The sequence below is a fragment of the Kitasatospora sp. NPDC042419 genome, assembly GCF_056437345.1.
Map to the genome: position 1 here is coordinate 87,360 of NZ_JBWKAW010000025.1, position 26,148 is coordinate 113,507.

Sequence of the window (26,148 nt, forward strand, 5' to 3'; positions counted from 1 at the left end):
TTCGCGTTTCGGGCCCGTTTCGCGTTTCGGGCCCGTTCGCGTTCGGGACGGCGCCGGGGTGCGGTTCCCGTTCCCTGCCGGGGTTCCGGGGTGCCGGGCTGCCGGCACGGCGGCGGGTCAGACGTGGTCGCGCTTGGGGTTGAGCCGCCGGTAGCCGGGGTGCACCCCGGCGGTGAGGTGCTGCGCCTCGGCGACCCGGCGCAGCAGGTCGGCGAGGACGACGCGCTCCTGCGGGTCGAGGCCGGTGCAGATGGCCTCCTCGTGGGCGAGCGCCGCCTCGGCCAGTCCGCGCATCACCTCCTCGCCCTTGGGCGCGAGGTAGAGGTCCTGGAACCGGCGGTCCTTGGGGTTGCGCCGGCGCTCGACCAGCCCGCGCTCCTCGATGGCGTCAATGAAGGCGACGAACCGACTGGGTGACATCCCCAGCCGCCGTGCGAGCTCCTGCTGGTGCTGGCCGGGGGAGAGCGCGACGGACCTGAGCAGGCCCGCCTGGGCGGGGGTGAGGTCGAGCTCGGCCACCCGCTGGGCGAAGGCCTGAGCTGCGTGTTCACCCAACTGTGAGAGAAGGAAAGCTACTTGTGCTCCCTGCTGGCCGCGGTGGAGCGACGGGGCGCGGTCGGGAGTTTCAGTCATGGAAACACGATACCAGTGGACAATGATGTCCCTAGGTGAACTATTCTAAAGTCGGAACTACCGGCGGCGATCCTGCCCGGCGCCGGCCATCGACCCGTTCTCGACTGGAGCGCCCATCATGACCACGACATCCGCGGCACCGGCCGCCGCCGCCCGGCGCCAGCAGTCAGGCCCCCCCTTGCTGCTGCCCGCCGTGGCGTTCGCGGCGCTGATGGTGGTGTCCATCGTCCTGTCCCGGCAGACCCCGCTGCCCACCGACTCGGCGGCCGACACCCTCGCCTACTACCGCGACCACGAGACCGCCGCCCGGGTCGCCGGGACGCTGCAGTTCGGCGCCTCGCTCCCGCTCGCGGTCTGGGCCGCGATCGCCTACCAGCGGCTGCGCAAGCTCGGCGTGACCGCCCCGGGCCCCGGCATCGCCCTGGTCGCCGGTGTGCTCTCGGCGGTCTCGATGGCGACCTGCGGCCTCACCGTCTGGGCCGCCTCGCGGGCCGGGGGCCTCGGCGACGCGCCGCTGGTCCGCGTGCTGACCGACATCCTCTTCGCCACCGGTGGCCCCGGGCACGTCGTCCCGTTCGGCGTGATGCTGGCCGGCGTGGCCGTCCCGATGCTGCTGCTGGGCTTCGGCCCGAAGGGCTTCGCCTGGACCGGCCTGGTGCTCGCCGGGATCGGCGTGCTGGGCACCCTGGCACTGCTCTCGACCAGCCTCGGGTTCTTCCTGCCGATCGGCCGCTTCGGCGGTCTGATCTGGCTGATCGCGGCCAGCGTGATCCTGCCCAAGCAGCGCCCGCGCCGCACCGCGGCCTACGAGGGCGACGGGGTCGAGGCTGTCTGAAAATCCACCGACGAACCGGCCGGTGGGGAACCGTCGGCCGGTCCGACTGCTCCGGTACGGCGGCGGCCCGGCACCTCGTAGGTGGTGCTCCGAGGCGCGGCCGCCCCGACCGGGGGAGAGCGGCGGGGAACGCGGCGCCGGGAGGCGCGGCGGACCGGTCGCGACCGAGCGGGCCGCGGGGCTCGTGAGGAAAAGGGAAGGCGGCGCGGCGGCGTCCTGGGGAGGAAGGCCGCCGCGCCGCCGGCCGCCGTTCGGCGACCGGAGGGGGGTCGCCGGGCGGCGGGGGGCCGGGGCGCGCGGGACGGGTGACGGGGCCCGGGACGCCTGAGGCGCCGGCCGGCCGTCAGGCGGCCGCGAGCCGGCGGTCGAGAACGGCGAGAATCAGTTCCTCGATCCGGCGGGCCACCGCCGGGGTGTCACCCTCGGGACCGGCCAGCAGGTCGAAGGTCTCGAAGCTGGTGAGCATGAACAACAGCTCGACCAGTTCCTCCAGTTCGGCCTCGCCGACCTCGGCGTCCCGGTCGGCGAGCAGCCGGCCGAGGACCACCTGGAGGCCGCCGCGCCGCCGCTCGCCGCGGCTCTGCAGCGCGGTGTCCAGCTCGGGGTCGAGGATTCCCAGACCGCGCAGCCGGCGCAGGGCGATCCGCCCGGAGCCGTAGAAGCCGGTGAGGACGTCGAGGACTCCGGAGAGCGCCTCCTGCCCGCTGGGCCGCATGAAGGCCGCGGGCATTCTGTCCATTCCGCCGCGCAGCGCCAGGTCGTCGAAGAGTGCCTCGAGGAGGCCGGTCTTCGAGTCGAACTGGTAGTAGACGGTCATCCGTGCCACCCCGGCGGTCTTGGCGACGGCGTCCATGCTGAACGAGGCCGGGCCCTTCTCCCCGGTGAGCAGCTCGCAGGCCGCTTCCAGAATGCGGCTACGGGTCTGCTCGGCGGCTGCCTGGCGTTGGCCGGCTCGGTACTGGCGTGGGCTCATGGGCTGTTGACGTCTCCTGAGGCGGGTGCTATCACATTCATTGTACACTCAGTCTATATAAAAATACGGGGGCAGGGAACGGCCCGGCAGCGGCCGGCTCCCGTGACCGAACACCCCTGCGGAGGACCAGCGCCACTCCTTCCATGACGTCTCTCCACTGCGGAGGCCACGATGAGGTACCGCCATGTGAGTGTGCCGAGGCTCGGCGGAGCCGAGGTCCTACGGCTGTCCAGCGACGAACTCCCGGCCCCCGCCGTGGGGCAGGTCAGGGTCCGGGTGCTCGCCGCCGGCGTCTCCTACGGTGACATACTGCTACGCGCCGGGGTGATCCCCGGCGGGCCGAAGCGCCCCTTCACCCCCGGATACGACCTGGTGGGCGAGGTCGACCAGATCGGCCCGGGCACCCGGGCGCCCGCGGTGGGACAGCGGGTGGTCGCGCTGGTGCGAAGCGGCGGTTACGCGGAGTACGCGATCGTGCCCGCCAACCGCCTGGTTCCGCTGCCCGACGGGGTGGACCCGGTCGAGGCCTCCGCGCTCGCGCTCAACTACTTCATCGCGCAGCAGATGCTGCACCGGGTCGCCCGGGTCCGGCGGGGCGGGACGGTCCTGGTGCACGGCGCGTCCGGCGGCGTCGGCACCGCCTTCCTGGAGCTCGCGGCGCTCGCCGAGGTCACCGTCTACGGCACCTGCTCCGGTGCCCGGGCGGACCAGGTGCGCCGGCTCGGCGGCCACCCGGTCGACCGGGACACCGAGGACTTCCTGCGGGTGGTCCGGGGCCTGCCCGGCGGAGCGGTGGACGCGGTCTTCGACCCGGTCGGCGGACGGCACTTCCTCCGCTCCTACCAGGCCGTCCGGCGCGGCGGCGTGATGGTCGGCTACGGCCAGAACGCCGCACTGCGCGGGGGCAAGCCGGACCTGCTGGTCGGCGCCCAGGGGTTCCTGGGCGGCATCGTGCTGCCCAAGCTGCTCCCGGACGGCAAGCGGACGATGTTCTACAACGCCTGGAGCCTGGAGAAGTCCCAGCCGGCCGCGTACCAGCAGGACCTCGCGACCGTCCTGGAACTGCTGCAGAAGGGGCTGGTCAGCCCGCGGGTGGGCCGCACCATGCCGCTGGACGAGGCGGCCGACGCGCACCGCGCGATGGAGAGCGCGGCCGTCGGCGGGAAGATCGTCCTGGTCCCGACCCCGGCGTAGCGGGCCGGGACCGGGCCAGGAAACTTTCCCAGCGCGTTGGGGATTCCCGACCCATGACGGTGGGACGGCAGGTCACCAGGATTGCGGTAGCACCGCTTCCCCCGCTGCCGTCCTGCCGGAGGCCTTCCGATGCGATCCGCCCTGCGCCGTGCCCACCGCCGTCTCCTGCTGCGCCGGTGGGCGCGGCGGTTCGGCCGCTACCTGGCCGACGGCATGATCTGGCTCGGGCTGGCGATGGCCCCGCTGACCTCGCCCTCCGCGCTGCCGGGCGCGCGCCGGCCCGAGCCGGTGCTGCCCCCGCCGGGTGTGCCGGACTGGCACCCGGAGCGGGTCGGTGCGGAGGCCGCGCCGTTGAGCCGGAACGAGGCCGAACTCTGGGCGCAGTTGCTGGAGAGGTGACGGCGGCCCGGTCCGCCCCGTGCCGCGCCGTCCTGCCCGTCGTACCCGTCCCGGCGGCCCCGGCCGTCCCGGCCGTTCCGGGTGACCCGCCCGGCCCCGCCCCGTCCCGGGGCGTGTCCGGGCGTCGCGGCCCCGGGCTGATCGACAGCCCCTAGCTGCCGAGACCGGCCCGCCGGGCCCGGACCGCCGCCTCGGCGCGGTCGGTGACCTGCAACTTGCTGAAGATCCGCGAGAGGTAGTTGCGCACCGTCTTCATCGACAACCCGAACTCGTTGGCGATGTAGGAGTTGTTGCGGCCGTCCGCCAGCATGGTCAGAACGGCCATCTCCCGGGGGGTGAGGTCGGGGAACGGCTCGCGCTCCGGCGCCGGCCGCCGGACCTGGGCCAGCAGGTGGGCGGCGGCCTCCGGCCCGAACAGCGCCCCGCCCTGGCTCACGGCGGTGATGGCCCGGCGGACGTCGTCCAGGCCGGCGCCCTTGACCAGGTAGCCGCGGGCGCCGGCCCGGACCGCCGCGACGATGGAGTCGTCGTTGTCGTCGGCGGTCAGCATCACCACCGCGACCCGGGGGTGTCGGGCGAGCAGCGTGCGGGTCGCCTCGATGCCGTCGGTGCCGGGCATGCCGATGTCCATCAGGACGACGTCCGGGGCGAGCCGCTCGACGGCGGAGAGCACGTCGGCACCGCTGGACGCCTCGCCGACGACGGTCAGGGAGTCGATCCGGTCCAGGAGTTGGCGTAAACCCGCCCGGAACAGCTCATGGTCGTCCACGACGAGGATACGGAGGTTTCGGGGCGCGACCGGGTCCATGGGAACTCCTAGGGAGAGGGTGCTGGATGCGGGGAACGCAGGGGAGATCCGGGGGTGGTGCGGGTCGGTCGAGCACGGACTCCGCCGTACGGGCGGGCCGGGAGGGAAGGGCGGGGACGCGCGGGTCAGCCGATCCGGTCCGCGTCGCCGGTGAGCACCGAGTGCGGCAGCCGCACGCGGATCACCGTGCCGTGCGGGGCCTTGGTCTCGACCGAGAAAATTCCGCCGAGTTCCCTGGTGCGGACGCACATGGACGGCAGTCCTATTCCGCCGACGGATCCGCTGGAAATGCCCACTCCATCGTCCTCGATCGAAAGATCGAGACCGTTCCGGCCGATGGACGCCGAGATCCGGCAGAGGGTCGCCTGGGCATGCCGTGCGACATTGGCGACGGCCTCGCCGGAGATGTTCTTCAATTCGTTCTGGACGCGGGCCGGAAAATCGTCGACGACGGCCGGCAGCTCGGTGACGAAACGGAGCCGGCCGGCCCCGGCCTCCTCGAACGCGCGGACCTGCCGGTGCAGGAACTGGCGCAGTGTGCCGGGGCTCGATGTGGTCCGGGACTCCGAGGTGTCGAGGTCGCGGATCACCTGCCGGACGTCGGCGATGGCGGTGCTGACGTCCTCCCGGGCCTGGGCCAGGAGGGCCGGGGCCTGGTCGGCGTCGCCGGTCAGGGAGAGGCCGGCGAGCTCCATCCGCATGTGCAGGGCGGCGAGCCTGGGAGCGAGCGAGTCGTGCAGTTCACGGCGGACCCGTCGGCGTTCGTCGAGTCGGGCGGCTTCGGCCGGACAGGCGGGCTCCGGCTCGTCGGCCCTCGCCCCGTCCGGCCGGCGGCGCGGCTGGGACAGCGCCTGGTGCAGCCAGGGCAGGCTGAAGGGGCCGGGCGGGGGCGGGGGGACGGAGTCCTTCGGCCGGCCGTCGCGCCGTTCCGGGGCCGGTGGCAGGCCGGCCGCGCCGAGGCCGGTGACCAGCCCGAGGAGGGTGCTCACCAGTCGTCCGATCCGGTCGGACGTGTTCCGTTCACCGCGCGTAGCGAGTGTCGCCACGTCCATGGCCAGGCTGGTTGGTCTTCGGTCTTCCCCGCCGGAGGTTTTGGCTATCTGATCCAGCATGGTTCCTGAAATCCCCCCGTCGCTCGCGTCGAACCCACAGTGCACGGGCGTTTCCTGGCGCGGGGAAAAGGAATTTCTCGGGCATGTTCGCAAACCGGCACGGCGAACCCCGCACAAACGGTCCGTCGCGCGTTCTATGCCGTGATCCCAATCCACCCGGGACAAGACCTTAGGCGGGCTGTTGCACAGGGCGCAAGGGTAGGCGGGGCGCGCGGTGTATGGCGCCGTGGCGGATTCGGACACTTGGTTGCACCCATGTGAGTGAGCACTTACCCTCATGGGAGTCGGGCCATGAGCGCGGCCGGCGACCGGGTCGCGCGGCGCCTCACCGGCCGTCCCCGGAGAGCCGAGGAGGCGACCCCATGGGCACATCCCGCACCACACGTCTGACGGTCGATCAGATCATCGAGATCTACCGGACCATGAGCACGATCCGAGCCTTCGAGGACCGCCTGCACGGGCTGGCGAAGAACCTCCCCGGCGCGGTCCACCTCTACAGCGGACAGGAGGCCGTCGCGGCGGGCGTCTGCGCGGCCCTCGCCCCCGACGACTACCTGGCCAGCACCCACCGCGGCCACGGCCACGCGATCGCCAAGGGCTGCGACGTCGAAGCGATGATGAAGGAACTGCACGGGCGCTCCGACGGCCTCTGCGCCGGCAAGGGCGGCTCGATGCACATCGCCGACTTCGACCGCGGCATGCTCGGCGCCAACGGCCTGGCCGGCGGCGGCGTACCGCTCGCCTGCGGAGCGGCTCTGACGGCACGTCAACAAGGCACCGGGCAGGTCGCGGTGGCCTTCACCGGCGACGGCGGGGCCAATCAGGGCGCGGTCCTGGAGAGCCTGGTGCTCGCCCGGATGCTCGACCTGCCCGTGGTGTTCGCCGTCGAGAACAACGGCTACGCCCAGGCCACCCCCGCCGACCGGCACTTCTCCGGCACCGACATGGCCCAGCGCGCGGCCGGCTTCGGCATCCCCGGCGCGGTCGTCGACGGCTACGACGTGATCGCCGTGCACGCCGCCACCGCCGAGGCGGTCGAGCGCGCCCGGGCCGGCGAGGGCCCGACCGTCCTGGAGTTCCGGGCCGAGCGGTTCCACGGCCACATGGAGCTCTGGGACGACCAGTCCTACCGCCCGAGCGCCGACCCGGACCGGCTCCGCACCGACTCCGACCCGCTGCTGCTGCTCCGCTCCCGGATCGCCGACGGCACCGTGCCCGGGCCCGCGGCCTTCGAACTCGACCGGATCGACCGGGACGTCACCGCCCTCGTGGAGGCCGCCGTCGCGGCCGCGGCGGAGCCGATCGCGGTGGACCACGCCAGCCTGCTCACCGACGTCTACACCCGCTGACGCGCGCGGCCTTCGACACGCCCGTCCGCGGGCGCGCACGGCCTTGGACGAGTCCGCCCGCCGACCGGCGCCGGCCGGTCGGGACCACCTCCGGAGGAGAGAGTCACGTGCGTACCATCACCTACCAGCAGGCCATCGGGGAGGCGCTCGCCCAGCAGATGCGCTTCGACCGCTCCGTGGTCCTGATGGGCGAGGACAGCACCAACGCCTGGGGCCCGACCAAGGGCCTGCACGTCGAGTTCCCGGACCGCGTGCTCGACATGCCGATCACCGAGGCGGCCTTCGTCGGCGCCGCGGTCGGCGCCGCGGCGACCGGTCTGCGCCCGGTGGTCGACCTGCTCTTCGTCGACTTCGCCACCGTCTGCTTCGACCAGATCGCCAACCAGGCCGCCAAACTGCGCTACATGTCCGGCGGCAAGGTCTCCGTGCCGCTGGTGCTGCGGGCGATGTGGGGCACCGGCCTGCGCCGGGGCGCCCAGCACTCGCAGGCGCTGCACCCGCTCTTCGTCCACCTGCCCGGCATCAAGGTGGTCGCGCCGTCCACCCCGTACGACGCCAAGGGCCTGATGGCGCAGGCCCTGGTGGACGACGACCCGGTGCTCTTCCTGGAGCACAAGATGCTGTACTTCGCACCCGGCCCCGTCCCCGAGGAGCCGTACGCGATCCCGTTCGGCTCGGCCAAGGTGGTCCGCGAGGGCGCGGACTGCACCGTGGTCGCGGTCGGCCGGATGGTCTCGGTCGCGCTCACCGCCGCCGAGCGGCTGGCCGCGGAGGGTGTCGAGGTCGAGGTGATCGACCCCCGGACGCTCTCGCCGCTGGACACCTCGACCATCTACGCCAGCGTCGAGAAGACCGGCCGCCTGGTCGTGGTCGACGAGGCGCACCCGCGCTGCAGCCTGGCCACCGACATCGCCGCGCAGGTCGCGCAGGACCGTTTCGAGGCGCTGCGCGGACCGGTCAGGATGGTCACCGGGCCGCACGCGCCGGTGCCCTTCAGCCCCGAGCTGGAGGACGCCTTCGCACCCGGTCCGGACCAGGTGGTGGCCGCCGTTCTCGCCACCAGCCCCGCCAAGACGGCCGCCTGACGTACCGTCGGATCCGACGCTCCATCAGTTTCCGCACCGTTTCCGAGCGGTCCCGTGCGCGGGGCCGCCGACCGAGGAGGAACCGAGTGACGTCCCAACCGTTCGTGAAGCAGCCCGACGAGGGTCGCGCCATCTGGCACGTGGGCGCCCTGCTCAAGTTCAAGGCGACCGGCGCCGAGACCGGCGGCCAGTTCTGGCTCGCCGAGCAGCTCTCCCCGGCGGGCTACGCCTCGCCCGTCCACCTGCACACCCGCGAGGACGAGTTCTTCATCGTCCAGGAGGGCGAGATGGTGCTGCGGATCGGCGACGACGAGCACAAGGTCGGCCCGGGCGCGACCGTGTTCGCGCCGCGCGGCATCGCCCACCAGTACCGGGTGGAGACCGAGGGCACCCGGTTCCTGGTGCTCGGCACCCCGGCCGGCTTCGAGGAGTGGTTCTTCCAGACCGGCGAGCCGGCCACCAGCCTGGAGCTCCCCCCGCCGCTGCAGGGCCCGCCGGACTTCGCCCGCCTGCTGGGCGCGCTGGAGCCGCTCGGCGTGCAGCTGGTCGGGCCGCCGCCCGGGCTGGGCGGCCCCGCCGGACCGCCCCGCTGAGCGGTGCCGCGCCTGGACAGTGCCGTGCCGGCCCTGCCGTCCATCCGGGCGGCAGGGCCGGCGCCGTGCGCACCGGAGCCGGCGACGTACCGGCCCAAACAGGTGAGCGGGCGCTCACCTACACGCTATCCTTCGGGAACCACTCCGCAGTCGCGGACCGGGGCGCACCCGGCCGCACCCGTCCCTTCGGAGCCTTCATGAGTATGCGCGAGCAGATCGTCGACGCCGCCGAGCGGGTGATCCGGGACCTCGGCCTGGCCCGGTGCACCACCAAGGAGATCGCCGAGGTGGCGGGCTGCTCCGAGGGCACCATCTACCGGCACTTCCGCAGCAAGGAGGACGTCTTCCTGGCCGTGCTGGCCGAGCGGCTGCCCGGGCTGCTGCCCGTGCTGCGGGCGCTGCCGGAGGAGATCGGCACCGAGGGGGAGGTCCGCGCGACCCTCCAGCAGGTCGCCGAGGAGGCGCTCGCCTTCTACCGGGAGTCGATGCCGATGCTGCTCTCGGTCTTCGCCGAGCCCAAGCTGCTCGACCGGCACCGGGAGTGGATGCGGGCCAACAACGCCGGACCGCACCGGGCCTCCGAACTGCTGGCCGACTACCTGCGCCGGGCCCAGCGGGTGGACGTGGTCAGCCGGGACGCCGACCCGGTGGCCGCGGCCCAACTCCTGCTCGGCGCCTGCTACCTGGCCGCGTACGGGGGCGTGTTCGCCGCGCCCTCGGCCGGCCAGGAGGCGCTGCGCGAGGCGGAGGCCTTCGTCCGGCAGCTCTGGCGGACGCTGGCCCCGGCGCCCGCGTAGCACCCGGCAGGGGCCCGTGAGGGCCCGCCCGGACCGGTCCGTCGCCCGGCGAGCAGTGCCGGGCGGCGGGCCCTGCCGTTTCCGCCGCCGGGCCCGTGCCCGTTCGCCCCGCCGCCGGGCCCGTGCCCGTTGGCCCCGCCGCCGGGCCCGTTGCCGGTCGCGCGGTGGAACCCGCTCCGGCCCGGCGGGCGTCACCGGGCAACGGGGGAGGGGCGGGTGGCCCGTGGCCGCCCGCCCCTCCCCGCCGTACCGTGGTCAGCCCATGAGCCCCAGCACCGCGGCCGCTGCCGTGACCTGGTCCAGGTCCCGGGAGCACGGCATCAGCAGCAGCTCGTCACAGCCCGCCTCGGTGTACTTGCCGACGATCCCGCGCAGCTTGCCCACCGAGTCGGCGGCGCCCCGCAGGATGTGCTCGACGAACGGACCGGCGTCCCGGTAGTAGGACCGCAGGTAGCCCTCGGTGTGCTTGGTCGCGTCCTCGCCCAGCGCGAAGTACGCCAGCGCCACCAGCCGGGGCGCGCCCTCCCGGCCCTCCTCGGCCCACAGTTCGCGCAGCGCCTGCGCGCCCTGGGCGAACATCACCGGGCCGGTGCCGCCGCCGATCCAGCCGTCGCCGAGCCTGGCCGCCCGGCGCAGCGCCGCCGGCGAGTGGCCGCCGAGGATCAGCTCCGGCCCGTTGCGCCGGACCGGCGCCGGACCGACGGCCGGCTCCCGCCCGGCCTGCGCGTCGGCCCAGTGCCGGCGCAGCTCGGCCACCTGGGTGCCGGTCCGGGCGCCCCGGCCGGTCTTCTCGACCCGGCCGGCCTCGAAGTCGTCCGGGCGCGAGCCGACCGCCAGGCCGAGGGTGAGCCGACCGCCGGAGAGCCGGTCCACGGTGGCCGCCTGCTTGGCCAGCAGCGCGGTGTTGGAGCGCAGCGGCGAGATCAGGATGCTGGTCGCCAGGCCGATCCGCTCGGTGACCGCGGCGGCCGCGGCCAGTGTGGTGAGCGGTTCCCAACTGGTGTGCACCAGGCGGTCGATGGTGCCGAGCGTGGAGAACCCGGCCTCCTCGGCGCGCACCGCCCAGCCGACCACGTCCTCGCCCGCGGTGCCGGCCAGTGAGGTCGGCAGTCCGATTCCGATCTTCATCTCATTCCCCTTCGAGGGGCTGGTCGTGGCGGCGGGAGAGCACGTTCTCCATCGAGGCCAGCCGGAAGAAGGCCTGCGCGCCCTCCCGGCTGGTCATGTCGCGGGGGACGGCCAGGTGGTTCTCCAGCTCCCGCTCGAACTCGCGGACGGCCGGCTGCTGGCTCATGTGCGCGGCCACCAGCGGGAGCGGGCCCTCGATCTCGATGACCCGGACGGCCAGCTCCTTTCCGACGAAGGCCTGGGTGCCGAGCAGCTTCCCGACGATCGTGCCGTCCGGGGTCCGGACGTCGAACTCCGGGCGGCCGCTCTTGCGGAACAGCTCCTTGACGGTGTCCTCGCTGCCCGGGAGCAGCGGGTAGTACAGCGCGTGCCACGTGCTCATGTCGTCTCCTGACGGTTCGGGGCCGGACTCGGCCCGTCGGGGTGGGGAGGTGGCGCCGTCACTGGCTGGCGGTGACGCCGCCGTCCACGTACAGCACCTGGCCGGTGATGAATCCGGCCCGCGGTGAGGCGAGGAAGGTCACGGCGTCCGCGACCTCGTGCAGTTCGGCGGTGCGGCCCAGCGGGATCCGGCCGATCACCATCCGCATGAACTCCGGGTTCTGCGCGTTCTCCTGGACGAAGTCGGTGCGCACGAAGCCGGGGGCGACGGCGTTCACCGCGATCCGGTGCCGGCCCCACTCGGCGGCCAGCTGCTTGACCAGCAGGTCCAGGCCCGCCTTGCTGGCGCCGTACGCGCTGAAGCCGCGCCGGGCGCCGAACTTGCCGCGCACGGAGGAGAGGTGGACGATCCGCCCACCGCCGGACGCGATCATCGCCCGGCCGACCGCCTGGGAGAGCCAGAAGGCGCCCAGCAGGTTGGTGTCGACGATGGTGCGCCAGTCCTCCTCGGAGATGGTCTCGGCGGGGATCGTGACCAGCGCGCTGGCGCAGTTGACCAGGACGTCGACGCCGCCCCAGTCGGCGACCACGGTGTCCACCAGCCGGTCCACGTCGGCGCGGTCGGCGACGTCCACGGCGTGTGCGACGACCGTGCCGCCGCGGGTGGCCCACGGGGCCAGCCGGTCGGCGGTCTCCTCGGCCTTCTTCAGCGAGCGGCCGGCGACGGCCACCCGGGCGCCCTGGGCGGCCAGGTCCTCGGCGACGGCGGCACCGATGCTGCCGTAGCCGCCGACCACCAGGACCCGGCTGCCGGTGAACTGCCGGTCGGCGGGGACCCGTTCGGGTGCGGGCTGGGGCGGTGCGCCGCCGGGCGGGCCGAAGGCCCCCGGTGGCGGTCCGCCAGGGCGTCCGCCGGGTGGGCCGGCGAAGCCCGGGGGCGGTCCTCCGCCCGGTCGTCCGGCGGGCGGGCCCGGCGGTTCGGTCGGTGCGGCTGCCGTCATGACAGCACCTCCCTGTCGCTTGTCGGTGTGGTTCCTGAGGCGTGGCGCCGGTGTGGCGCCGCCCGCCGCGGCGGGCCGGCCCCGGTGCTGGGCGGGGACCGCCGCGGTCCGGTCCGGTGTGGAGCCGGGGGCGTGGTGGCGCCGGTGGTCGGGGGTGAGTCCGGGCTTGGCGCTACCCAAGTCCGCTCGGGGTGGGGCGGGTTCAGCCGCGGTCCGGCGCGGAGGGCGCCAGGCCGAACAGCTCGGCGGCGTTGCCGTGCCGGATCCGGGCGACCGCGGCGGCGTCCAGGCCGAGCCCGTCGAGCCGGGCGAGCGAGGCGTCCAGCGGTGCGCTCATCGGCGGGGAGTCGGTGCCGAACATGACGTTGCCGACCCCGAAGGCGTCGACCGCGGCGGCGATGGCGCGCAGGCTCGGGGTCGCCGTGTCGACGTACACGCGGCGGAGCGCCTCGGCGAGCGGCGGGACGGGGGGGCCGGCCGGGGCCGCCGTCCCCGGTCCGCCTGGTCCGCCCGGTCCGCCCGGTCCGCCCGTCCCCGGTCCGCCGGGACCGCCCGGCCCGCCGGGGCGGCCCGCCGGGGGTCCGCCGACGCCGGCCGGGGGTCCGCCGGCACCAGGCCGCCCGAAGGTGACCGGCATCCGCCGGGCCAGCTCCAGCCGCTCCAGCAGCAGCGGCAGTCCGCCGCCGCAGACCGGCGCGACGATCCGCAGGTCGGGGTACTTCTCCAGCCAGCCGGCGAACAGCACCGCGGCCGTGCCCAGCGTGACGTCGCAGGGCCGGGCGATCTGCTCGACCAGCCGCAGGTCGTCAAGCTCTCCGGCGCCGGCCGGTTCGGCCGGCGGGTGCAGCATCACCGGCGTCCGGTACTGCGCGGCCATCGCGAAGAACGCGTCGGCCTGCGGGACGTCGAGGAACCGCCCGGCGATGCTGGAGTTGACCATCAGCCCGACGAACTCGGGCTGTTCGAGCCGCTTGGCGGTGGCCGCCAGCTCGGCGTCGGAGCCCAGCGGGTTGGTGTAGACGTACCCGCGCAGCGCCTCGGGCCGGGCCCGGACCTGCTCACCGAGCCAGTCGTGGAACCGCTCCAGCGTGTCGAGCGGCTGGCGGTAGTTGTCCAGCCCCGGCGTGCGCACCATGGTGCCCGCGCCGACGGGACTGCCGACCAGGGACGTGGTGATCCCCGCCGCCGCCTTGAGCTCCACCATGCCGTCGACATCGGCGAGGCTCGGCGGCATGGGGAACCGGCGGAAGAGTTCGGGCGACGTGATGTGGCCGTGCACATCGATCGTCATCGGCTCGGCACCTCCTGGGATGTCCGCCGGCCGGTCGGCTCGGCGGGGTGGTCGCGGGCCCGGACAGTCGAGTGAGTGAGTGCCCGCTCGCACCGTAGGGTGCGGCCGGTGCGCGCGTCAACACGGCCTCCGGAGCGGCCGGTTGGTGCAACGAAGCGGCTGGGCAACCGGCCCGGAACGGCCGGGACGCGGTCCGTGGGCGCCCGGGCGACGTCCCAGCCCGGTGGAGACGGATGCCTCCTGACACTGGGACCACCCGGCGGCAAGGATGAGCCGGCGGGGCCGCCCCGGGGGCCGAGATGCCCCGGCCCCCGGGGTCCCGTGTCACCGCATCGAGCGACCCCTCCCCGGTTCGCCGAACACTCGGCGGACGTCCCGTGATCTCAAGGATCGATTCGAGGAATCGACATGCAGGACAATGCGAACGTCTGGCTGGTGACGTCGTCCAGCGTTCAGCTCGGCACGTTGTGGATCATGAAAACCTCCATCCTGCCGATGCTGAACTCACTGCCCTACGACCGGTACGTCAACACGTGCCAGCTCATCGACATGCACGTGTTCCACCCGATCGCCTTCTGGAACGGCATCGCCACCGCCGCCGTCGGCGCCACCAAGGCCGTCCGCTCCGAGAGCAAGGTGGCCACGGCGCTGTACGCGGCCGGCACCGTCGGCATGGCGACCGTCGCGGTCGCCTCCGAGGGCGTCAACCGCCCGATCTGGCGCCAGATCGAGCGCTGGAGCCCGCACCAGGACAGCGACGCCGCCTGGCGCGGCAAGCGCCGCCGGTGGCACCTGGCGCACGAGACCCGGACCATGGGCGCGATCGGCGCGGCGGTCTGCTTCACCCTCGCCGCCCTCCTCTGACCTGCGCGGTCCGTTCGCCGGGGTCTCCCCGACCCGGCTTCCGAAGTCCAGACTTCCGCCCACCCGGACGAGCCCCACGGCCTCGGGCCGCAGGGCCGTCCGCCGACCAAAGGAGTGTCATGACCTCGTCCACCGAGACCACGGTCGAGGCCAACAAGGCCCTCATCCGTGAACTGACCGAGCGGGCCTTCAACGACGGCGACCTGTCCGCGATCGGCGACCGCTTCGCCGAGGACTACGTGGTGCACGCCCCGGGCCTGCCCCCGATGCCGCCCGGCCCGGACTCGTTCCGCCAGGCCGTGCTGCTCTGGCGCAACGCGTTCCCCGACGTCCACGTGACGGTCGAGGACGTGGCCGGCGACGGCGACCGGGTCTACGCCCGGTTCACCACCCGCGGCACCCACCAGGGGCAGCTGTTCGACATCCCGCCGACCGGCAAGCCGGTCACCGTGCACGAGATGTCCTGCCACCGGATCGTCGGCGGCCGGGTCGTCGAGTCGTGGATCGGCGACAACGTGCCCCGGATCCTGCTCGACATCGGCGCCATCCAGCCGGTCGGCCGCCCGCAGCACTGAGTCCACCAGCCCGAGCCCACCGCACCCCGAGGGGAGCCCGCATGCACCGCTCACTGATCATCGCCCGGATGGTGCCCGGATCGGAGGGCGACGTCGCCCGCATCTTCGGCGAGTCGGACGAGACCGAACTGCCGCAGATCGCCGGCGTCACCCACCGCTCGCTGTACCTGCTCGGCGACACCTACGTCCACCTGCTGGAGACCGACGACCCGGGCCAGGCGGCGGTCGACGCCGCCCGCCGGCACCCGGAGTTCGCCCGCGTGAGCGAACGGCTCACCCCGTTCATCTCCCCCTACCTGGCCACCTGGCGCTCCCCGCAGGACGCGGTCGCCCGGTGCTTCTACAGCTGGGAGCCGGGCACCGGCGGTCGGTGACCGGCCCACCGCCGGAGCCCCGAACGACGGGGTCCGTTCACCCCGGAGCAGCGCCGTGCCCCGGAGCGGCAGCCCCGCCCCGGAGCAGTCCCCACACCGGAGAAACGAGAGGCAGCACCATGACCGACCACCAGGCCGGCGGTACGACCACGGTCGTCACCGCGGAGGAGATCGAGAACGTCCTCATCACCAGTGCCGGCGCGGCGCCGGACGTCTTCGAGGGCTCCCGGCACGTCCCCCTGGAGGAGCTCGGCCTCGACTCGCTGGCCGTCCTGGAGCTGGAGGCGGTGATCGCCGACCGGTACGGCCTCAAGGTCCCCGACGGCGCCGTGGCCCTCAGCGTCGACGAGATCGTCGCCCAGCTCCAGGGCGCCGGGGCGGTGGGCTGACCGATGGCCGGACACACCGAGAACAGCATCGTCATCCAGGCCCCGCTCAAGCTCGTCTGGGACGTCACCAACGACGTCGCCGGCTGGCCCGAGCTGTTCACCGAGTACGCGGCCGCCGAGATCATCGAGCAGCGCGGCGAGACCGTCCGGTTCCGGCTCACCATGCACCCGGACGAGGAGGGCCGGATCTGGAGCTGGGTCAGCGACCGCACCGTCAACGCCGCCGACCGCACCGTCCACGCCCACCGTGTCGAGACCGGGCCGTTCGCCTACATGCAGATCCACTGGCGCTACGAGGAGCTGCCCGGGGGCGGCACCCGGATGACCTGGATCCAGGACTTCTCGATGAAGCCCGCCGCCCCGGTCGACGACCAGGGCATGACCGACCGCCTCAACACCAACTCGCCCGTGCAGCTGGAGATCATCCGCGGCAAGGTCGAGGCCCTCGCCGCCGACCGGGGCACCGCCCAGGCCGGCCCCGCCGAAGAACAGGAGTGAGCGCCATGGCCGTCAGGAACTACCGAATCGTCGGCATCGACGACGTCCCCGCCAACCGGAAGCGCGGCGGCGAGACCCGTGCGGTGCTCTCCCCGGCCACGGTCGGCTCGACCTCCGGATTCATGGGGATCGCCCGGCTCCAGCCGGGGGAGCGGATCAGCGAGCACTACCACCCGTACAGCGAGGAGTTCGTGCTCCTCGTCCGCGGCGAGCTCACCCTCGACCTGGACGACAAGCCGTTCGAGCTGTTCGCCGGCCAGGGCCTGGTCATCCCCAAGGACGTCCGGCACCGGCTGCGCAACACCGGCACCGAGGAGGCCTTCGCGGTCTTCCACCTCGGCCCGCTGGCGCCGTCCCCCGAGCTGGGCCACGTCGACACCGAGGACGGCCCGGGCACCAAGGCCCACGACGGACACATAGTGCTGGGGGAGCGATGACCGCATCCCCCTCCGCGGGCGCCCGCCGCGTGGTGGTCACCGGGATCGGCGTGGTGGCGCCCGGCGGCACCACCCGCGAGACCTTCTGGGACCTCATCACCTCCGGACGCACGGCGACCCGCCGGATCAGCGCCTTCGACCCGTCGGCGTTCCGCTCGCAGATCGCCGCCGAGGCCGACTTCGACGCCGTGGCGGCCGGCCTCACCCCGCTGGAGCTGCGCCGCGCCGACCGCTACGTCCAGTTCGCGCTGGCCGCCTCCCAGGAGGCGGTGACCGACGCCGGGCTGGAGCTCGACGAGCGGACCCGCGAGGCCACCGGCGTGGTGCTCGGCTCGGCCGTGGGCGGCACCATCGTCCTGGAGGACGAGTTCGTGGTGGCCAGCGACTCCGGCCGGAACTGGCTGGTCGACCCGGACGTCACCAGCCCGTTCCTCTACCAGGGCCTGATCCCCAGCAGCCTGGCCGCCGACGTGGCGGCCCGGCACTCGGTGCACGGCCCGGCCGTGGTGGTCTCCACCGGCTGCACCTCCGGCATCGACGCGATCGGCCACGCCTACCAGCTGCTGGTGGACGGCGAGGCCGAGGTGATGATCACCGGGGCCTCCGACTCGCCGATCTCCCCGGTCACCGTCGCCTCCTTCGACGCGATCAAGGCCACCACCCCGGACAACGACGACCCGGAGCACGCCTCCCGGCCGTTCGACCGGGACCGGCACGGCTTCGTGCTCGGCGAGGGCTGCGCGGTGCTCGTCCTGGAGGAGCTGGAGCACGCCCGCCGGCGCGGCGCCCGGATCTACTGCGAGGTGGTCGGCTACGCCAACCGCGGCAACGCCTTCCACATGACCGGTCTGCGCCCGGACGGCCTGGAGATGTCCGAGGCGATCAGCGACACGCTGCGCCAGGCCCGGCTCAACCCCGAGGACGTGCACTACATCAGTGCCCACGGCTCCGGGACGAGGCAGAACGACCGGCACGAGACCGGCGCGTTCAAGCGTTCGCTCGGCCATGCCGCGTACGGGGTGCCGATCAGCTCCATCAAGTCGATGGTCGGCCACTCGCTGGGCGCGATCGGCGCGATCGAGATGGCCGCCTGCGCGCTGGCCGTCGAGCGCGGCGTCGTCCCGCCGACCGCCAACTGGCAGAACCGCGACCCGGAGTGCGACCTCGACTACACGCCCAACACCGCCCGCGAGGTGCGGGTCGGCGCGGCGCTCTCGGTCGGCAGCGGCTTCGGCGGCTTCCAGTCCGCGATGCTCTTCGCCAAGCTCGGGAGGACCCGATGAGCGAGCGGCGCGCGGTCATCACCGGCGTCGGCGTGGTCGCGCCGAGCGGCACCGGCAGCGAGGCCCACTGGAAGACGGTCTGCGGCGGCGAGAGCCGGATCGGCCCGATCACGCTCTTCGACGCCACCCCGTACGAGACCACGCTGGCCGGCGAGGTCGGCGACTTCGACGCCAACCGGTACGTCGAGCGCCGGCTCCAGGTGCAGACCGACCGCTGGACCCACCTGGCTTACGCGGCAGCCGAGTTGGCGTTCGGCGAGGCCGAGCTGGACCCGTCGGTGGTCGAGCCGTACAAGTTCTCGGTGGCGCTGGCCAGCTCCTCCGGCGGCAACCAGTTCGGCCAGCGCGAGCTCCAGCGGCTCTGGCAGCCGGACACCTCGCGGACCGTCGGCGCGTACCAGTCGATCGCCTGGTTCTACGCCGCGACCGTCGGCCAGCTGGCCATCCGGCACCAGGCCAAGGGCCCGTCCAGCGTCCTCGTCTCGGAGGGCGCCGGCGGCCTGGACTCCCTGGCGCACGCCGCCCGCCTGATCCGCCGCGGCGCCGACGTGGTGCTGGCCGGCGGCACCGAGGCGCCGCTCGGCCCGTACGCGCTCGCCTGCCAGCAGCGCAGCGGCCGGCTCTACACCGGCACCGACCCGGCGGCGGCGTACCTGCCGTTCGACGAGCGCGCGGACGGCTACGTGCCGGGCGAGGGCGGCGCGGTCTTCGTGGTCGAGGACCTCGAACACGCACTGGCCCGCGGCGCCCGGATCCGCGCCGAGATCGCCGGCTGGGCCGCCACCCACGACGGCGCCTCCACCACCCGGACCGGCGCCGGGTCGGTCCGCCAGTACGCCCGCGCGCTGGGCACCGCGATCGAACGGGCCGGGCTCACCCCCGGCGACGTCGACGTGGCCTTCCCGGACGCGGTCGGCGTCCCGGCGTACGACCGCACCGAGGTGCAGGCACTGCGCGAGGTGTTCGGTGACGCCGGCCCGGCCGCCGTCACCACCCAGAAGCCGCTGACCGGGCGGCTCTACCAGGGCGGCAGCGCGCTGGACGCCGCCACCGCCGTGCTGGCCATGGACTACGGCCTGATCCCGCCCTCGGCGGGCCCGGCCCGGCCGGCCGACGGCTGCGACCTGGCCTTCGTCCGCGAGGAGCAGGCCGTCGAGGTCGGCGCCGCGCTGATCGGTGCCCGCGGCTTCGACGGCTTCAACAGCGCCGTCCTGCTGCGCGCGCACTCCTGACCACCCCAACGACCTCGGAAGGGAGACCGCCATGCCGGTCGACGAGGGCGCGGCGCGAGGCCGCGTGCTCTTCCTCATCACCGTCAAGGAGGAGCGCCGCGAGGACTTCCTCAAGGCGTACGAGCAGATCCGCCACCTGGTGGCCGAGGGTGTCCCCGGGCACGTGCGGGACCAGGTCTGCCAGTCGTCCACCGACCCGGAGCAGTGGCTGATCACCAGCGAGTGGCGCGCACTGGACGACTTCGTGGCCTGGGAGCAGACCGAGGAGCACCGGGACCTGGTGCGCCCGATGCGCGAGTGCTTCACCAACGCGAAGTCCATCCGGTTCCACATCCAGGCCGAGACCTCGCGGGACACCCCGCGGGCGAGCCTCTCCACTCCCACCACCACGGGTTGAGGTCATGACACGGACACTGATCATCGGTGGCAGCGTCGCGGGCCTGGTGGCCGCGCTGGCGTTCGCCGACCTCGGGCACGACGTCACCGTGCTGGAGCGCGACGCCAACGAGGCGCCGGACACCGTCGACCTGGCGCACAGCGACTGGCAGCGGCCCACCGTGCCGCAGATGCACCAGTCGCACGCCTTCGGCTCGCTCGGCACCAACCTGCTGCGCGACCGGCTGCCCGCCGTCTACCAGGCCCTGGTCGCGGCCGGCAGCCGGGAGATCGAGCTGGGCCGGGCGATGCCGCCCACCCTGGCCGACAAGACCCCGCACCCCTCCGACGCCGAGCTGCGGATGATCGGCAGCCGGCGCTCCACCTTCGAACTGATCCTCCGTCAGGAGGCTTTGCGCAGGCCCGGGATCTCCTTCCGGCGCGGTGAGACGGTGCGCGGCCTGACCGTGGCCGACCGCGGCCCGGCCCGGGTGACCGGCGTCGTCACCAAGGACGGCCGCAGCGTCGCGGCCGACCTGGTGATCGACGCGAGCGGCCGCCGCTCGCAGGGCACCGAGTGGCTTCGGGAGCACGGCCTGGCCGAGCCGGAGCAGGTCGCGCAGAGCGCCGACATCACCTACTACACCCGCTACTACCGCGCGCTGAGCCCGCGCCCGGCCGGCCCGCTCAACCGCGGCTTCGGCGCCGGCGGGCTCTGGGACCACTACACCGGCGTGCTGTTCCTCGGCGACAACAACACCTTCACCATCTCCTTCGGCGTACTGCCGGACGACACCGAGCTGAAGGCGCTGCGCATCGAGGACGCGTTCACCGCCGCCGTCCGGGCCACCCCGCTGCTGGCGCCCTGGGTGTCGCCCGAGATCGCCCAGCCGATCTCGCCGGTGCACGCGATGGGCGGCCTGGACAACTCGCTGCGCCTGTACGGCCAGGAGGCGCAGCCGGTGCCCGGCTTCCTGCCGGTCGCCGACGCGGTCTGCACCACCAACCCGGCGTACGGGCGCGGCGTCTCGCTGGCCCTCGCCCACGTGCTCGGCCTGGCCGACCTGGTGCGCGAGCACCCGGAGCCGGACGCCGAGCAGGCCGCGCTGGCGGCCGGCCTGGCCGGGCGGACCTTCCGCCCGTGGTTCGAGGACGCGGTCCGCAACGACGCGGGCCGGGCCCGGCTCTGGCGGGCCACCGTCGCCGGCCAGCAGCTGCCGCCGCTCCCGCCGGACGTCATCACCTTCGGCACCGTCGCCGAGGCGGCCGCCACCGACGAGGTGGTCTGGCGCCGGCTGGCCCGCACCATGATGTCGCTCGACAACCCGGCCGGCCTCTACGAGGACGAGGAGATCCGGCTGCGGGTGAAGCAGGCCGGCGCGGCCGGGCCGCCGCCGTTCCCCGCCCCGGACCGGGCCTCCCTGGTCGACGTCGTCCGCCGCGCCGCGGGCTGACGTTCCGTCACATCCCCCTTCCCGCCCCGCAAGGCACCACCCACAGGAGGAGAGAGTCATGAAGGTCGTCGACCACCCCAACGCCAAGCTCATGGAGGCGGTCTACGCCGCGTTCACCGTGGGCGACGTCCAGAAGGCCGCCGGCTACTGGACCAAGGACTGCGTGCACTACTACCCGGGCACCAGCGAACTGTCCGGCGCGCACGAGGGCATCGAGTCCGCGCTGGCCTTCGCCGGCCGGATGTTCGAGATCTGCCAGGGCCGCATCCAGATGGAGATCCACGAGATCGGCGCCAGCGACACGTTCGCGTTCGCCACGGTCTTCACCCGCTACGAGCGCGAGGGCAAGAGCCTGGAGATGCCGTTCGTCAACGTGGCGCGCATCCAGGACGGCCTGATCGCCGAGTTCTGGACCTACCCCGAGGACCAGTACGCCGTCGACCAGTTCTGGGCCTGACCGCCCCCCGACGATTGAGAGGTCGCATCACCATGGCAGGCATCATCAGCAGTTGGGGTGACAACACCAACGGTCAGCTCGGCGACGGCGGGACCGTCCACCGGGCCGCCGCGCAGGACATCAAGGGCCTGGAGGGCGTCGTCCGGGTGGTGGCCGGCAGCGGCCACGCGCTGGCGCTGACCGCCGACGGCGAGCTCTGGGGCTTCGGCCGCAACGCCTTCGGCCAGCTCGGCGACGGTTCGACGGAGAACCAGGCGAGCCCGGTGCGCACGATCGGCCTGCCCGGCCGGGTCCGCTCGGCCGGCGCCGGCGGCGGGCACAGCGCCGCACTGCTGGAGGACGGCACGGTCTGGGCCTGGGGCGCGGGCTTCTTCTGCGCCCTCGGCGAGGCCAACTTCGGCGTGCAGCCGGTCCCGGTCCGGGTCGAGGGCCTGGAGGACGTGGTCGAGCTCGCCGTCGGCGGCGCGCACAACCTGGCCCTCAAGGCCGACGGCACCGTCTGGTCCTGGGGCCGCGACGACCGCGGCCAGCTGGGCGACGGCCCGGACTCGACCCGCGCGGGCCGGATCGTCCGCTCCTACATGACGGCCTCCTTCGACTGCCGGCCGCGGCCGGCCGTGATCGAGGGCCTGGAGCCGGCCGTCCGGCTGAGCGCCGGCGGCGGCCACAGCCTGGCCGTGCACGCCGACGGCTCCGCCTCGGTCTGGGGCTTCAACGACCGCGGCCAGCTGGGCGACGGCACCACCGTCGACCGCGCCGCCCCGCAGAAGGTGCAGGGCCTCGGCCCGATCACCCAGCTGGTCGGCGCCTACCACCACACGGTGGCGCTGCTCGCCGACGGCACCGTCGCGGCCTGGGGCCTCAACGACGGCGGCCAGCTCGGCGACGGCACCACCGTCGACCGGGCGGTGCCCGCGCCGGTGCCGGGCCTGACCGGCGTCAAGGCGGTCGCGGCCAGCGGCGGCGGCACCGACGCCAACCCGGGCACCGGCGGCCACGCGCTGGCGCTGCTCGCCGACGGCGCGGTGCTCGGCTGGGGCTGGAACAACTGGGGCCAGCTGGCCGCCGGGGACGCCGAGACCGTCCCGACCCCGGCCCGGATCGCCCTGTCCGGTCCGGCGGTGGGCATCGCCGCCGGCGGTGAGATCCCGCCGACCAACAAGTTCATGGCCAACCCGGGCGGCGGTTTCGCCTTCGCCCTGCTGGGCTGAGCCCCTTCCGGGCAACCGCCGCGCGGCCCCGGCCCGTCCGGGGCCGTGCGGTGCCGGTCCGCCCGGTCCGTCCCGCGCACGCCGCCGGGTCCGCCCGGCCGTGCCCGGCACGGGGCCGTCCGGCCCGTCGTTCCGTCCACCCATGACCGCTCGGGCCGCGGGCGCCGTCCGCCCGCGGCCCGGTCCACGCAGGGAGGCCTCACCCTTATGACCGCCGTTCCCCAGACCGCCCCTGCCTCGGCCGGCGCGGTGTTCCTCTCCGAACTCATGTTCCCGTCCACTCCGCGCTGCCTGGCGCTGGCCGCCGAGTACCGGATCGCCGAGCTGCTGTCCGAGGGCCCGCTGCCCGCCGCCGAGCTCGCCGAGCGCGCCGGAGTGGCCGCCGGCCCGCTGGCCAAGGTGCTGGGGCTGCTCGCCGAGGACGGTGTCTTCGAGGAGACCGAGCCCGGCGTCTTCGCCAACACCGCGCTCTCCGAGCTGCTCCGCCCCGGGGTTCCGGGCTCCATGGACGCGATGGCCCGGATGGTCGGCGCCGAGTGGCTCTGGTCCTCCTGGGGCGCGCTGGACCACAGCCTGGTCACCGGCAAGCCCGGCTTCGAGAAGGTGCACGGCACCGCGCTCTGGCCGTGGCTGCAGCGCAACCCGGGTGCGGCCGCCACCTTCAACCAGGCGATGACCGACTTCACCGACGCGCTCGCCGACGCGCTGGTCTCCTCCTACCCCGAGTTCGCCGAGGCCGGCGCGGTCTGCGACCTGGGCGGCGGACAGGGCACCTACCTGGCGGCGATCCTGCAGAAGTACGACGCCCTCGGCCGCGGCGTGCTGGCCGACCTGCCGAGCGTGATCGAGCAGGCCCGGACCCAGCCGGACGTCGCCAAGCTGGCCGAGCAGGGCCGCCTGGAGTTCGAGCCGGTCGACTTCTTCGCCGGCGTCCCGGCCGGCATCGGCGCTTACGTCACCAAGCAGGTCTGGCACTCCTGGCCGGACGACGCGCTGGTGCGGCTGCTGCGCAAGTGCCGGGAGGCCTCGCCGGGCGCCCGCTTCGTCGCGGCCGAGCTGGTGCACCGCGAGGGCGTGCCGCGGTTCGTGAAGAACTTCGACCTGGTCATGCTGGTCACCATGAGCGGTGAGGTCCGCACCGAGGAGCAGTTCGCCGAGGTGTTCCGGCGCGGCGGCTACCGCCTGAACCGGGTGGTGGCCACCGGGACGGCCTTCTCGCTGCTGGAGGCCGTGCCCGACCCCGACCCGCTGGACTGAACGACCCGCCGGAGCGGCGATCTGCCGTACCGAACGACCCGCCGTACCGGGCGACCTGGCGTACCGAACGACCCGCCGTACCGAACGACCCGCCGTGCCGAGCGGCCGAGCGACCGGCCGGACCGGGCATTCCCGGTCCGGCCGCCGGCGGTCCGGCTTCCGGCGGTTCGGCCTCCGGTGATTCGCCGTTGCCCGGCCGAACCGCTCCGGACCGGGCGCCCCGGAATACCCGTCCCAGAATTCTCCGGTGATTTCCCGGGGTGCCACGGAAAAGGGCCCGGATCCTATGTGGATCCGGGCCTCCGGCGTTCCCCCCGGGGGAATTCCCGGGGGGATTCCCTGCTCAGTCGAAGCGGAATTCCGACAGGCCGCCGGCCGGCCGGAACCCGAACGACTCGAAGAGCGAGCGGATGGCGCTGTTGCCTTCCCCGGTGACCGCCAGGCAGATCACCGACTCGCGCACGGTCAGCTCGGCCAGCATCTCGCCGAGCAGCGCCCGGCCGTACCCGCCGCGGCGGTTCTCCGGCCGCACGAACATCGGGTTGAACCGCACCACGCCCGCGACGGAGGCGGTGCGGCCGAGGATGGCGACCGCCTTGCCGTCCAGCTCCCAGACCCGCAGCAGACCGGAGGAGATCTGCTGCCGGACCGACCGCTGGGCGGTCTCCCGGCTGAGCCCGGCGCCGTGGGCGGCCTCCAGGCACCAGTCGGTGAACAGCTCCAACTCCTCGTCCCGGGCGGCCCGGGACTGCCCGACCGGGGCCGGTCGGTCGGAGGGCACGGCGGGGCCCGCCAGGCTCAGCACCTGCTCGCGCCGGCCGGCCCGGGCCGGCCGGCCGGAGGCCTCGGACCACGCGGCGGCGAACGCGGCGGCGGCCGCGTCCGGGCCGATCGTGCCGGGCAGCCGGTCGGGACCGGCGCCCAGTTCGGCGCCGAGCGCGGCCGCGGCGGCCTCCGGCATCCCGCTCAGCACGACGAGGTGCGGGGGTGTGAAGGCCGCCGCGCCGACGACCGGCGACTTTCCGGAGTCCGGGTCCTCGACCCGGCTCCAGCTGATCGGCGGGGCCGTCGGCGGGCGGAACTTCGCTCCTGCCATCATGGTCAGCAGGATGGAATTCTCGACGGGGTTGCCAGCAATCCACCCACCGGTTTCGGAGATGAACTCTTCGGTGTTTCTCGTGGTTTTTACGAGCATGTCGAAAAAATAGCCCGAGGATGGTTCGCTGGCAATGGGGCAATGGGGCTCTTCCCGGATTCGGCCCGGTTTCAGCCCGCGTTCGGCCGACCGGCGCCGGGGCCGCCCTGACCCGGAGCACCCGGACCGCCCGCACCCGGACCGCCCGCACCCGGGCCCCCGGGGCGGCCGCCGGGGCCGCCCTGCCCGCCGCCCGGCCGCTGGATCATCCCGGCCGAGACGCCGGCCGTCATCCCGCCCTCCAGGCCGAACAGCGAGCCGGTGACGAAGCTCGCCGCGTCGCTGCTCAGGAAGACGACCGCGTTGGCGACCTCCTCCTCGGTCGCGATCCGCCCCAGCGCGGTGCCCGACCCGGCCCGCTCCAGCGCACCCGGCTGGCCGCCGACCCGCTGGCGGAACTCCTCGGTGTCGACCGGTCCGGTGATCAGCGCGTTGACCCGGATGCCGGCCGGACCGGCCTCCAGGGCGGTGGCCCGGGTCAGGCCGACCACGCCGTGCTTGGCCGCGGTGTACGCGCCCAGACCGAAGGCGGTGCCCTGGACGCCGGCGGTGGAGGCGTTGTTGATGATGCTGCCGCCGCCGCTCGCCCGCATGGCGGCGATCTCGTGCTTGAGCGAGTGGTAGGTGCCGGTGAGGTTGACCGCGAGCACCGCGGCGAAGGCCTCGGCCGGGACCCGGTCCAGCGGGCCGAACGCCCCGCCGCCGCCCGCGTTGTTGAAGGCGATGTCGAGCCGGCCGTGTCGCTCGACCGTGGTACCCACGAGGCGGGCGACGTCATCCTCCACGGTGACATCGGCGGCGATGAAGTCCGCCTGCCCGCCCTTCTCCCGGATCCTGTCGACCACGGCCGCACCCAGCTCGGCCCGGCGGCCGGAGACCACCACGTGTGCCCCGGCGGCGGCCAGCGCGATCGCGGCGGCGGCCCCCATCCCGGAGGTAGAACCGGTCACGAGCGCGATTTTCCCCTG

Annotated in this window: 30 protein-coding genes; 20 read left to right on the plus strand and 10 right to left on the minus strand. The window is 73.9% G+C overall.

Translation table 11 applies throughout. From position 1 onward, the window contains the following. Positions 1–117: 117 nt before the first annotated feature. A complete protein-coding gene (locus AC067J_RS33485; protein WP_478305660.1) occupies positions 118–555 on the minus strand; it encodes a MarR family winged helix-turn-helix transcriptional regulator in 438 nt (145 codons plus the stop codon). A 196-nt stretch (positions 556–751) separates the two neighbouring features. Between AC067J_RS33485 and AC067J_RS33490 the strand changes: the two genes are divergently transcribed. Continuing rightward, on the plus strand, positions 752–1,468 hold the full coding sequence (locus tag AC067J_RS33490; protein ID WP_478305662.1) for a DUF4386 domain-containing protein: 717 nt from the start codon (positions 752–754) through the stop codon (positions 1,466–1,468). 343 nt (positions 1,469–1,811) lie between these two features. Here the strand turns inward: AC067J_RS33490 and AC067J_RS33495 are convergent, their stop codons facing one another. Then, positions 1,812–2,441, minus strand: coding sequence for a TetR/AcrR family transcriptional regulator (locus AC067J_RS33495; protein WP_478305663.1), 630 nt, complete (start codon positions 2,439–2,441; stop codon positions 1,812–1,814). A 171-nt stretch (positions 2,442–2,612) separates the two neighbouring features. On the opposite strand from AC067J_RS33495, the gene AC067J_RS33500 reads away from it, so the two are divergent. Together AC067J_RS33500 and AC067J_RS33505 are read left to right on the plus strand one after the other, a co-directional pair. Beyond that, the gene (locus AC067J_RS33500) at positions 2,613–3,635 is read left to right on the plus strand and encodes a medium chain dehydrogenase/reductase family protein (RefSeq protein WP_478305665.1); all 1,023 of its coding nucleotides are present in this window, start codon (positions 2,613–2,615) and stop codon (positions 3,633–3,635) included. A gap of 129 nt (positions 3,636–3,764) precedes the next feature. Continuing rightward, complete coding sequence (locus tag AC067J_RS33505; protein ID WP_478305667.1) at positions 3,765–4,034, plus strand: hypothetical protein; 270 nt, start codon at positions 3,765–3,767, stop codon at positions 4,032–4,034. A gap of 151 nt (positions 4,035–4,185) precedes the next feature. On the opposite strand, the gene AC067J_RS33510 is transcribed toward AC067J_RS33505, so the two are convergent. Then, positions 4,186–4,803, minus strand: a complete 618-nt coding sequence (locus AC067J_RS33510) for a response regulator (protein ID WP_478305669.1) — start codon at positions 4,801–4,803, stop codon at positions 4,186–4,188. A 164-nt stretch (positions 4,804–4,967) separates the two neighbouring features. Further along, positions 4,968–5,831 (minus strand): sensor histidine kinase, encoded by an 864-nt coding sequence (locus AC067J_RS33515; RefSeq protein ID WP_478305671.1) that lies wholly within the window; start codon positions 5,829–5,831, stop codon positions 4,968–4,970. A gap of 485 nt (positions 5,832–6,316) precedes the next feature. Here AC067J_RS33515 and AC067J_RS33520 point away from each other — a divergent pair, with 485 nt between their 5' ends. The 4 genes from AC067J_RS33520 (at position 6,317) to AC067J_RS33535 (ending at position 9,778) form a co-directional block, all read left to right on the plus strand. Continuing rightward, complete coding sequence (locus AC067J_RS33520; RefSeq protein WP_478305672.1) at positions 6,317–7,303, plus strand: thiamine pyrophosphate-dependent dehydrogenase E1 component subunit alpha; 987 nt, start codon at positions 6,317–6,319, stop codon at positions 7,301–7,303. Between the two features lie 107 nt (positions 7,304–7,410). After that, a complete protein-coding gene (locus tag AC067J_RS33525) occupies positions 7,411–8,388 on the plus strand; it encodes an alpha-ketoacid dehydrogenase subunit beta (RefSeq protein ID WP_478305674.1) in 978 nt (325 codons plus the stop codon). An 86-nt stretch (positions 8,389–8,474) separates the two neighbouring features. Then, positions 8,475–8,981, plus strand: a complete 507-nt coding sequence (locus AC067J_RS33530; protein ID WP_478305676.1) for a quercetin 2,3-dioxygenase — start codon at positions 8,475–8,477, stop codon at positions 8,979–8,981. Between the two features lie 197 nt (positions 8,982–9,178). Next, complete coding sequence (locus tag AC067J_RS33535) at positions 9,179–9,778, plus strand: TetR/AcrR family transcriptional regulator (RefSeq protein WP_478305677.1); 600 nt, start codon at positions 9,179–9,181, stop codon at positions 9,776–9,778. A 255-nt stretch (positions 9,779–10,033) separates the two neighbouring features. On the opposite strand, the gene AC067J_RS33540 is transcribed toward AC067J_RS33535, so the two are convergent. The 4 genes from AC067J_RS33540 to AC067J_RS33555 all read right to left on the minus strand — a co-directional run bounded on the left by AC067J_RS33540 (position 10,034) and on the right by AC067J_RS33555 (position 13,579). Further along, entirely contained in the window at positions 10,034–10,906 is an 873-nt protein-coding gene (locus AC067J_RS33540; protein WP_478305679.1) for an LLM class flavin-dependent oxidoreductase, read from the minus strand. A 1-nt stretch (position 10,907) separates the two neighbouring features. Then, positions 10,908–11,288: a SchA/CurD-like domain-containing protein gene (locus AC067J_RS33545; RefSeq protein ID WP_478305681.1), complete on the minus strand. Its 381-nt coding sequence runs from the start codon at positions 11,286–11,288 to the stop codon at positions 10,908–10,910. 58 nt (positions 11,289–11,346) lie between these two features. Beyond that, positions 11,347–12,288 carry an SDR family NAD(P)-dependent oxidoreductase gene (locus AC067J_RS33550; RefSeq protein WP_478305682.1) on the minus strand — a complete coding sequence of 314 codons (942 nt, stop codon included), beginning with the start codon at positions 12,286–12,288 and terminating at the stop codon, positions 11,347–11,349. A gap of 202 nt (positions 12,289–12,490) precedes the next feature. Continuing rightward, positions 12,491–13,579 carry an amidohydrolase family protein gene (locus tag AC067J_RS33555; protein WP_478305684.1) on the minus strand — a complete coding sequence of 363 codons (1,089 nt, stop codon included), beginning with the start codon at positions 13,577–13,579 and terminating at the stop codon, positions 12,491–12,493. Positions 13,580–13,987: 408 nt separating this feature from the next. On the opposite strand from AC067J_RS33555, the gene AC067J_RS33560 reads away from it, so the two are divergent. From AC067J_RS33560 to AC067J_RS33620, 13 genes are all read left to right on the plus strand, one after another. Then, complete coding sequence (locus AC067J_RS33560) at positions 13,988–14,443, plus strand: anthrone oxygenase family protein (protein WP_478305686.1); 456 nt, start codon at positions 13,988–13,990, stop codon at positions 14,441–14,443. A gap of 119 nt (positions 14,444–14,562) precedes the next feature. Beyond that, on the plus strand, positions 14,563–15,018 hold the full coding sequence (locus AC067J_RS33565; RefSeq protein WP_478305688.1) for an ester cyclase: 456 nt from the start codon (positions 14,563–14,565) through the stop codon (positions 15,016–15,018). Between the two features lie 41 nt (positions 15,019–15,059). Next, a complete protein-coding gene (locus tag AC067J_RS33570; protein WP_478305690.1) occupies positions 15,060–15,392 on the plus strand; it encodes a TcmI family type II polyketide cyclase in 333 nt (110 codons plus the stop codon). Between the two features lie 119 nt (positions 15,393–15,511). Continuing rightward, complete coding sequence (locus AC067J_RS33575; RefSeq protein WP_478305692.1) at positions 15,512–15,781, plus strand: phosphopantetheine-binding protein; 270 nt, start codon at positions 15,512–15,514, stop codon at positions 15,779–15,781. Between the two features lie 3 nt (positions 15,782–15,784). Then, positions 15,785–16,279 (plus strand): SRPBCC family protein, encoded by a 495-nt coding sequence (locus AC067J_RS33580; protein WP_478305694.1) that lies wholly within the window; start codon positions 15,785–15,787, stop codon positions 16,277–16,279. Between the two features lie 5 nt (positions 16,280–16,284). Then, positions 16,285–16,716, plus strand: coding sequence for a cupin domain-containing protein (locus AC067J_RS33585; RefSeq protein ID WP_327681283.1), 432 nt, complete (start codon positions 16,285–16,287; stop codon positions 16,714–16,716). Further along, on the plus strand, positions 16,713–17,999 hold the full coding sequence (locus AC067J_RS33590; protein ID WP_478305695.1) for a beta-ketoacyl-[acyl-carrier-protein] synthase family protein: 1,287 nt from the start codon (positions 16,713–16,715) through the stop codon (positions 17,997–17,999). The genes AC067J_RS33585 and AC067J_RS33590 overlap by 4 nt, the downstream gene beginning before the upstream one ends. Beyond that, positions 17,996–19,231, plus strand: coding sequence for a beta-ketoacyl synthase N-terminal-like domain-containing protein (locus AC067J_RS33595; protein ID WP_478305696.1), 1,236 nt, complete (start codon positions 17,996–17,998; stop codon positions 19,229–19,231). The genes AC067J_RS33590 and AC067J_RS33595 overlap by 4 nt, the downstream gene beginning before the upstream one ends. A gap of 31 nt (positions 19,232–19,262) precedes the next feature. After that, the gene (locus AC067J_RS33600; RefSeq protein WP_478305697.1) at positions 19,263–19,628 is read left to right on the plus strand and encodes an antibiotic biosynthesis monooxygenase family protein; all 366 of its coding nucleotides are present in this window, start codon (positions 19,263–19,265) and stop codon (positions 19,626–19,628) included. Positions 19,629–19,632: 4 nt separating this feature from the next. Then, on the plus strand, positions 19,633–21,060 hold the full coding sequence (locus AC067J_RS33605; RefSeq protein ID WP_478305699.1) for an FAD-dependent oxidoreductase: 1,428 nt from the start codon (positions 19,633–19,635) through the stop codon (positions 21,058–21,060). Between the two features lie 58 nt (positions 21,061–21,118). Beyond that, a complete protein-coding gene (locus AC067J_RS33610; RefSeq protein ID WP_327681289.1) occupies positions 21,119–21,517 on the plus strand; it encodes a nuclear transport factor 2 family protein in 399 nt (132 codons plus the stop codon). A gap of 32 nt (positions 21,518–21,549) precedes the next feature. After that, positions 21,550–22,728, plus strand: coding sequence for an RCC1 domain-containing protein (locus AC067J_RS33615; protein WP_478305701.1), 1,179 nt, complete (start codon positions 21,550–21,552; stop codon positions 22,726–22,728). Between the two features lie 207 nt (positions 22,729–22,935). Further along, complete coding sequence (locus AC067J_RS33620; RefSeq protein ID WP_478305703.1) at positions 22,936–23,985, plus strand: ArsR family transcriptional regulator; 1,050 nt, start codon at positions 22,936–22,938, stop codon at positions 23,983–23,985. 343 nt (positions 23,986–24,328) lie between these two features. Here the strand turns inward: AC067J_RS33620 and AC067J_RS33625 are convergent, their stop codons facing one another. Further along, positions 24,329–25,084: a GNAT family N-acetyltransferase gene (locus tag AC067J_RS33625; protein WP_478305705.1), complete on the minus strand. Its 756-nt coding sequence runs from the start codon at positions 25,082–25,084 to the stop codon at positions 24,329–24,331. A gap of 167 nt (positions 25,085–25,251) precedes the next feature. Beyond that, entirely contained in the window at positions 25,252–26,130 is an 879-nt protein-coding gene (locus tag AC067J_RS33630) for an SDR family NAD(P)-dependent oxidoreductase (protein ID WP_478305707.1), read from the minus strand. Between the last annotated feature and the right edge of the window lie 18 nt (positions 26,131–26,148).

Coding starts and splice junctions, on each gene's coding strand:
- AC067J_RS33490 (WP_478305662.1), top strand. CDS start 752: ATGACCACGACATCCGCGGCACCGGCCGCCGCCGCCCGGCGCCAGCAG.
- AC067J_RS33495 (WP_478305663.1), bottom strand. CDS start 2,441: ATGAGCCCACGCCAGTACCGAGCCGGCCAACGCCAGGCAGCCGCCGAG.
- AC067J_RS33500 (WP_478305665.1), top strand. CDS start 2,613: ATGAGGTACCGCCATGTGAGTGTGCCGAGGCTCGGCGGAGCCGAGGTC.
- AC067J_RS33505 (WP_478305667.1), top strand. CDS start 3,765: ATGCGATCCGCCCTGCGCCGTGCCCACCGCCGTCTCCTGCTGCGCCGG.
- AC067J_RS33520 (WP_478305672.1), top strand. CDS start 6,317: ATGGGCACATCCCGCACCACACGTCTGACGGTCGATCAGATCATCGAG.
- AC067J_RS33535 (WP_478305677.1), top strand. CDS start 9,179: ATGAGTATGCGCGAGCAGATCGTCGACGCCGCCGAGCGGGTGATCCGG.
- AC067J_RS33540 (WP_478305679.1), bottom strand. CDS start 10,906: ATGAAGATCGGAATCGGACTGCCGACCTCACTGGCCGGCACCGCGGGC.
- AC067J_RS33545 (WP_478305681.1), bottom strand. CDS start 11,288: ATGAGCACGTGGCACGCGCTGTACTACCCGCTGCTCCCGGGCAGCGAG.
- AC067J_RS33550 (WP_478305682.1), bottom strand. CDS start 12,288: ATGACGGCAGCCGCACCGACCGAACCGCCGGGCCCGCCCGCCGGACGA.
- AC067J_RS33555 (WP_478305684.1), bottom strand. CDS start 13,579: ATGACGATCGATGTGCACGGCCACATCACGTCGCCCGAACTCTTCCGC.
- AC067J_RS33560 (WP_478305686.1), top strand. CDS start 13,988: ATGCAGGACAATGCGAACGTCTGGCTGGTGACGTCGTCCAGCGTTCAG.
- AC067J_RS33565 (WP_478305688.1), top strand. CDS start 14,563: ATGACCTCGTCCACCGAGACCACGGTCGAGGCCAACAAGGCCCTCATC.
- AC067J_RS33570 (WP_478305690.1), top strand. CDS start 15,060: ATGCACCGCTCACTGATCATCGCCCGGATGGTGCCCGGATCGGAGGGC.
- AC067J_RS33575 (WP_478305692.1), top strand. CDS start 15,512: ATGACCGACCACCAGGCCGGCGGTACGACCACGGTCGTCACCGCGGAG.
- AC067J_RS33580 (WP_478305694.1), top strand. CDS start 15,785: ATGGCCGGACACACCGAGAACAGCATCGTCATCCAGGCCCCGCTCAAG.
- AC067J_RS33585 (WP_327681283.1), top strand. CDS start 16,285: ATGGCCGTCAGGAACTACCGAATCGTCGGCATCGACGACGTCCCCGCC.
- AC067J_RS33590 (WP_478305695.1), top strand. CDS start 16,713: ATGACCGCATCCCCCTCCGCGGGCGCCCGCCGCGTGGTGGTCACCGGG.
- AC067J_RS33595 (WP_478305696.1), top strand. CDS start 17,996: ATGAGCGAGCGGCGCGCGGTCATCACCGGCGTCGGCGTGGTCGCGCCG.
- AC067J_RS33600 (WP_478305697.1), top strand. CDS start 19,263: ATGCCGGTCGACGAGGGCGCGGCGCGAGGCCGCGTGCTCTTCCTCATC.
- AC067J_RS33605 (WP_478305699.1), top strand. CDS start 19,633: ATGACACGGACACTGATCATCGGTGGCAGCGTCGCGGGCCTGGTGGCC.
- AC067J_RS33610 (WP_327681289.1), top strand. CDS start 21,119: ATGAAGGTCGTCGACCACCCCAACGCCAAGCTCATGGAGGCGGTCTAC.
- AC067J_RS33615 (WP_478305701.1), top strand. CDS start 21,550: ATGGCAGGCATCATCAGCAGTTGGGGTGACAACACCAACGGTCAGCTC.
- AC067J_RS33620 (WP_478305703.1), top strand. CDS start 22,936: ATGACCGCCGTTCCCCAGACCGCCCCTGCCTCGGCCGGCGCGGTGTTC.
- AC067J_RS33625 (WP_478305705.1), bottom strand. CDS start 25,084: ATGATGGCAGGAGCGAAGTTCCGCCCGCCGACGGCCCCGCCGATCAGC.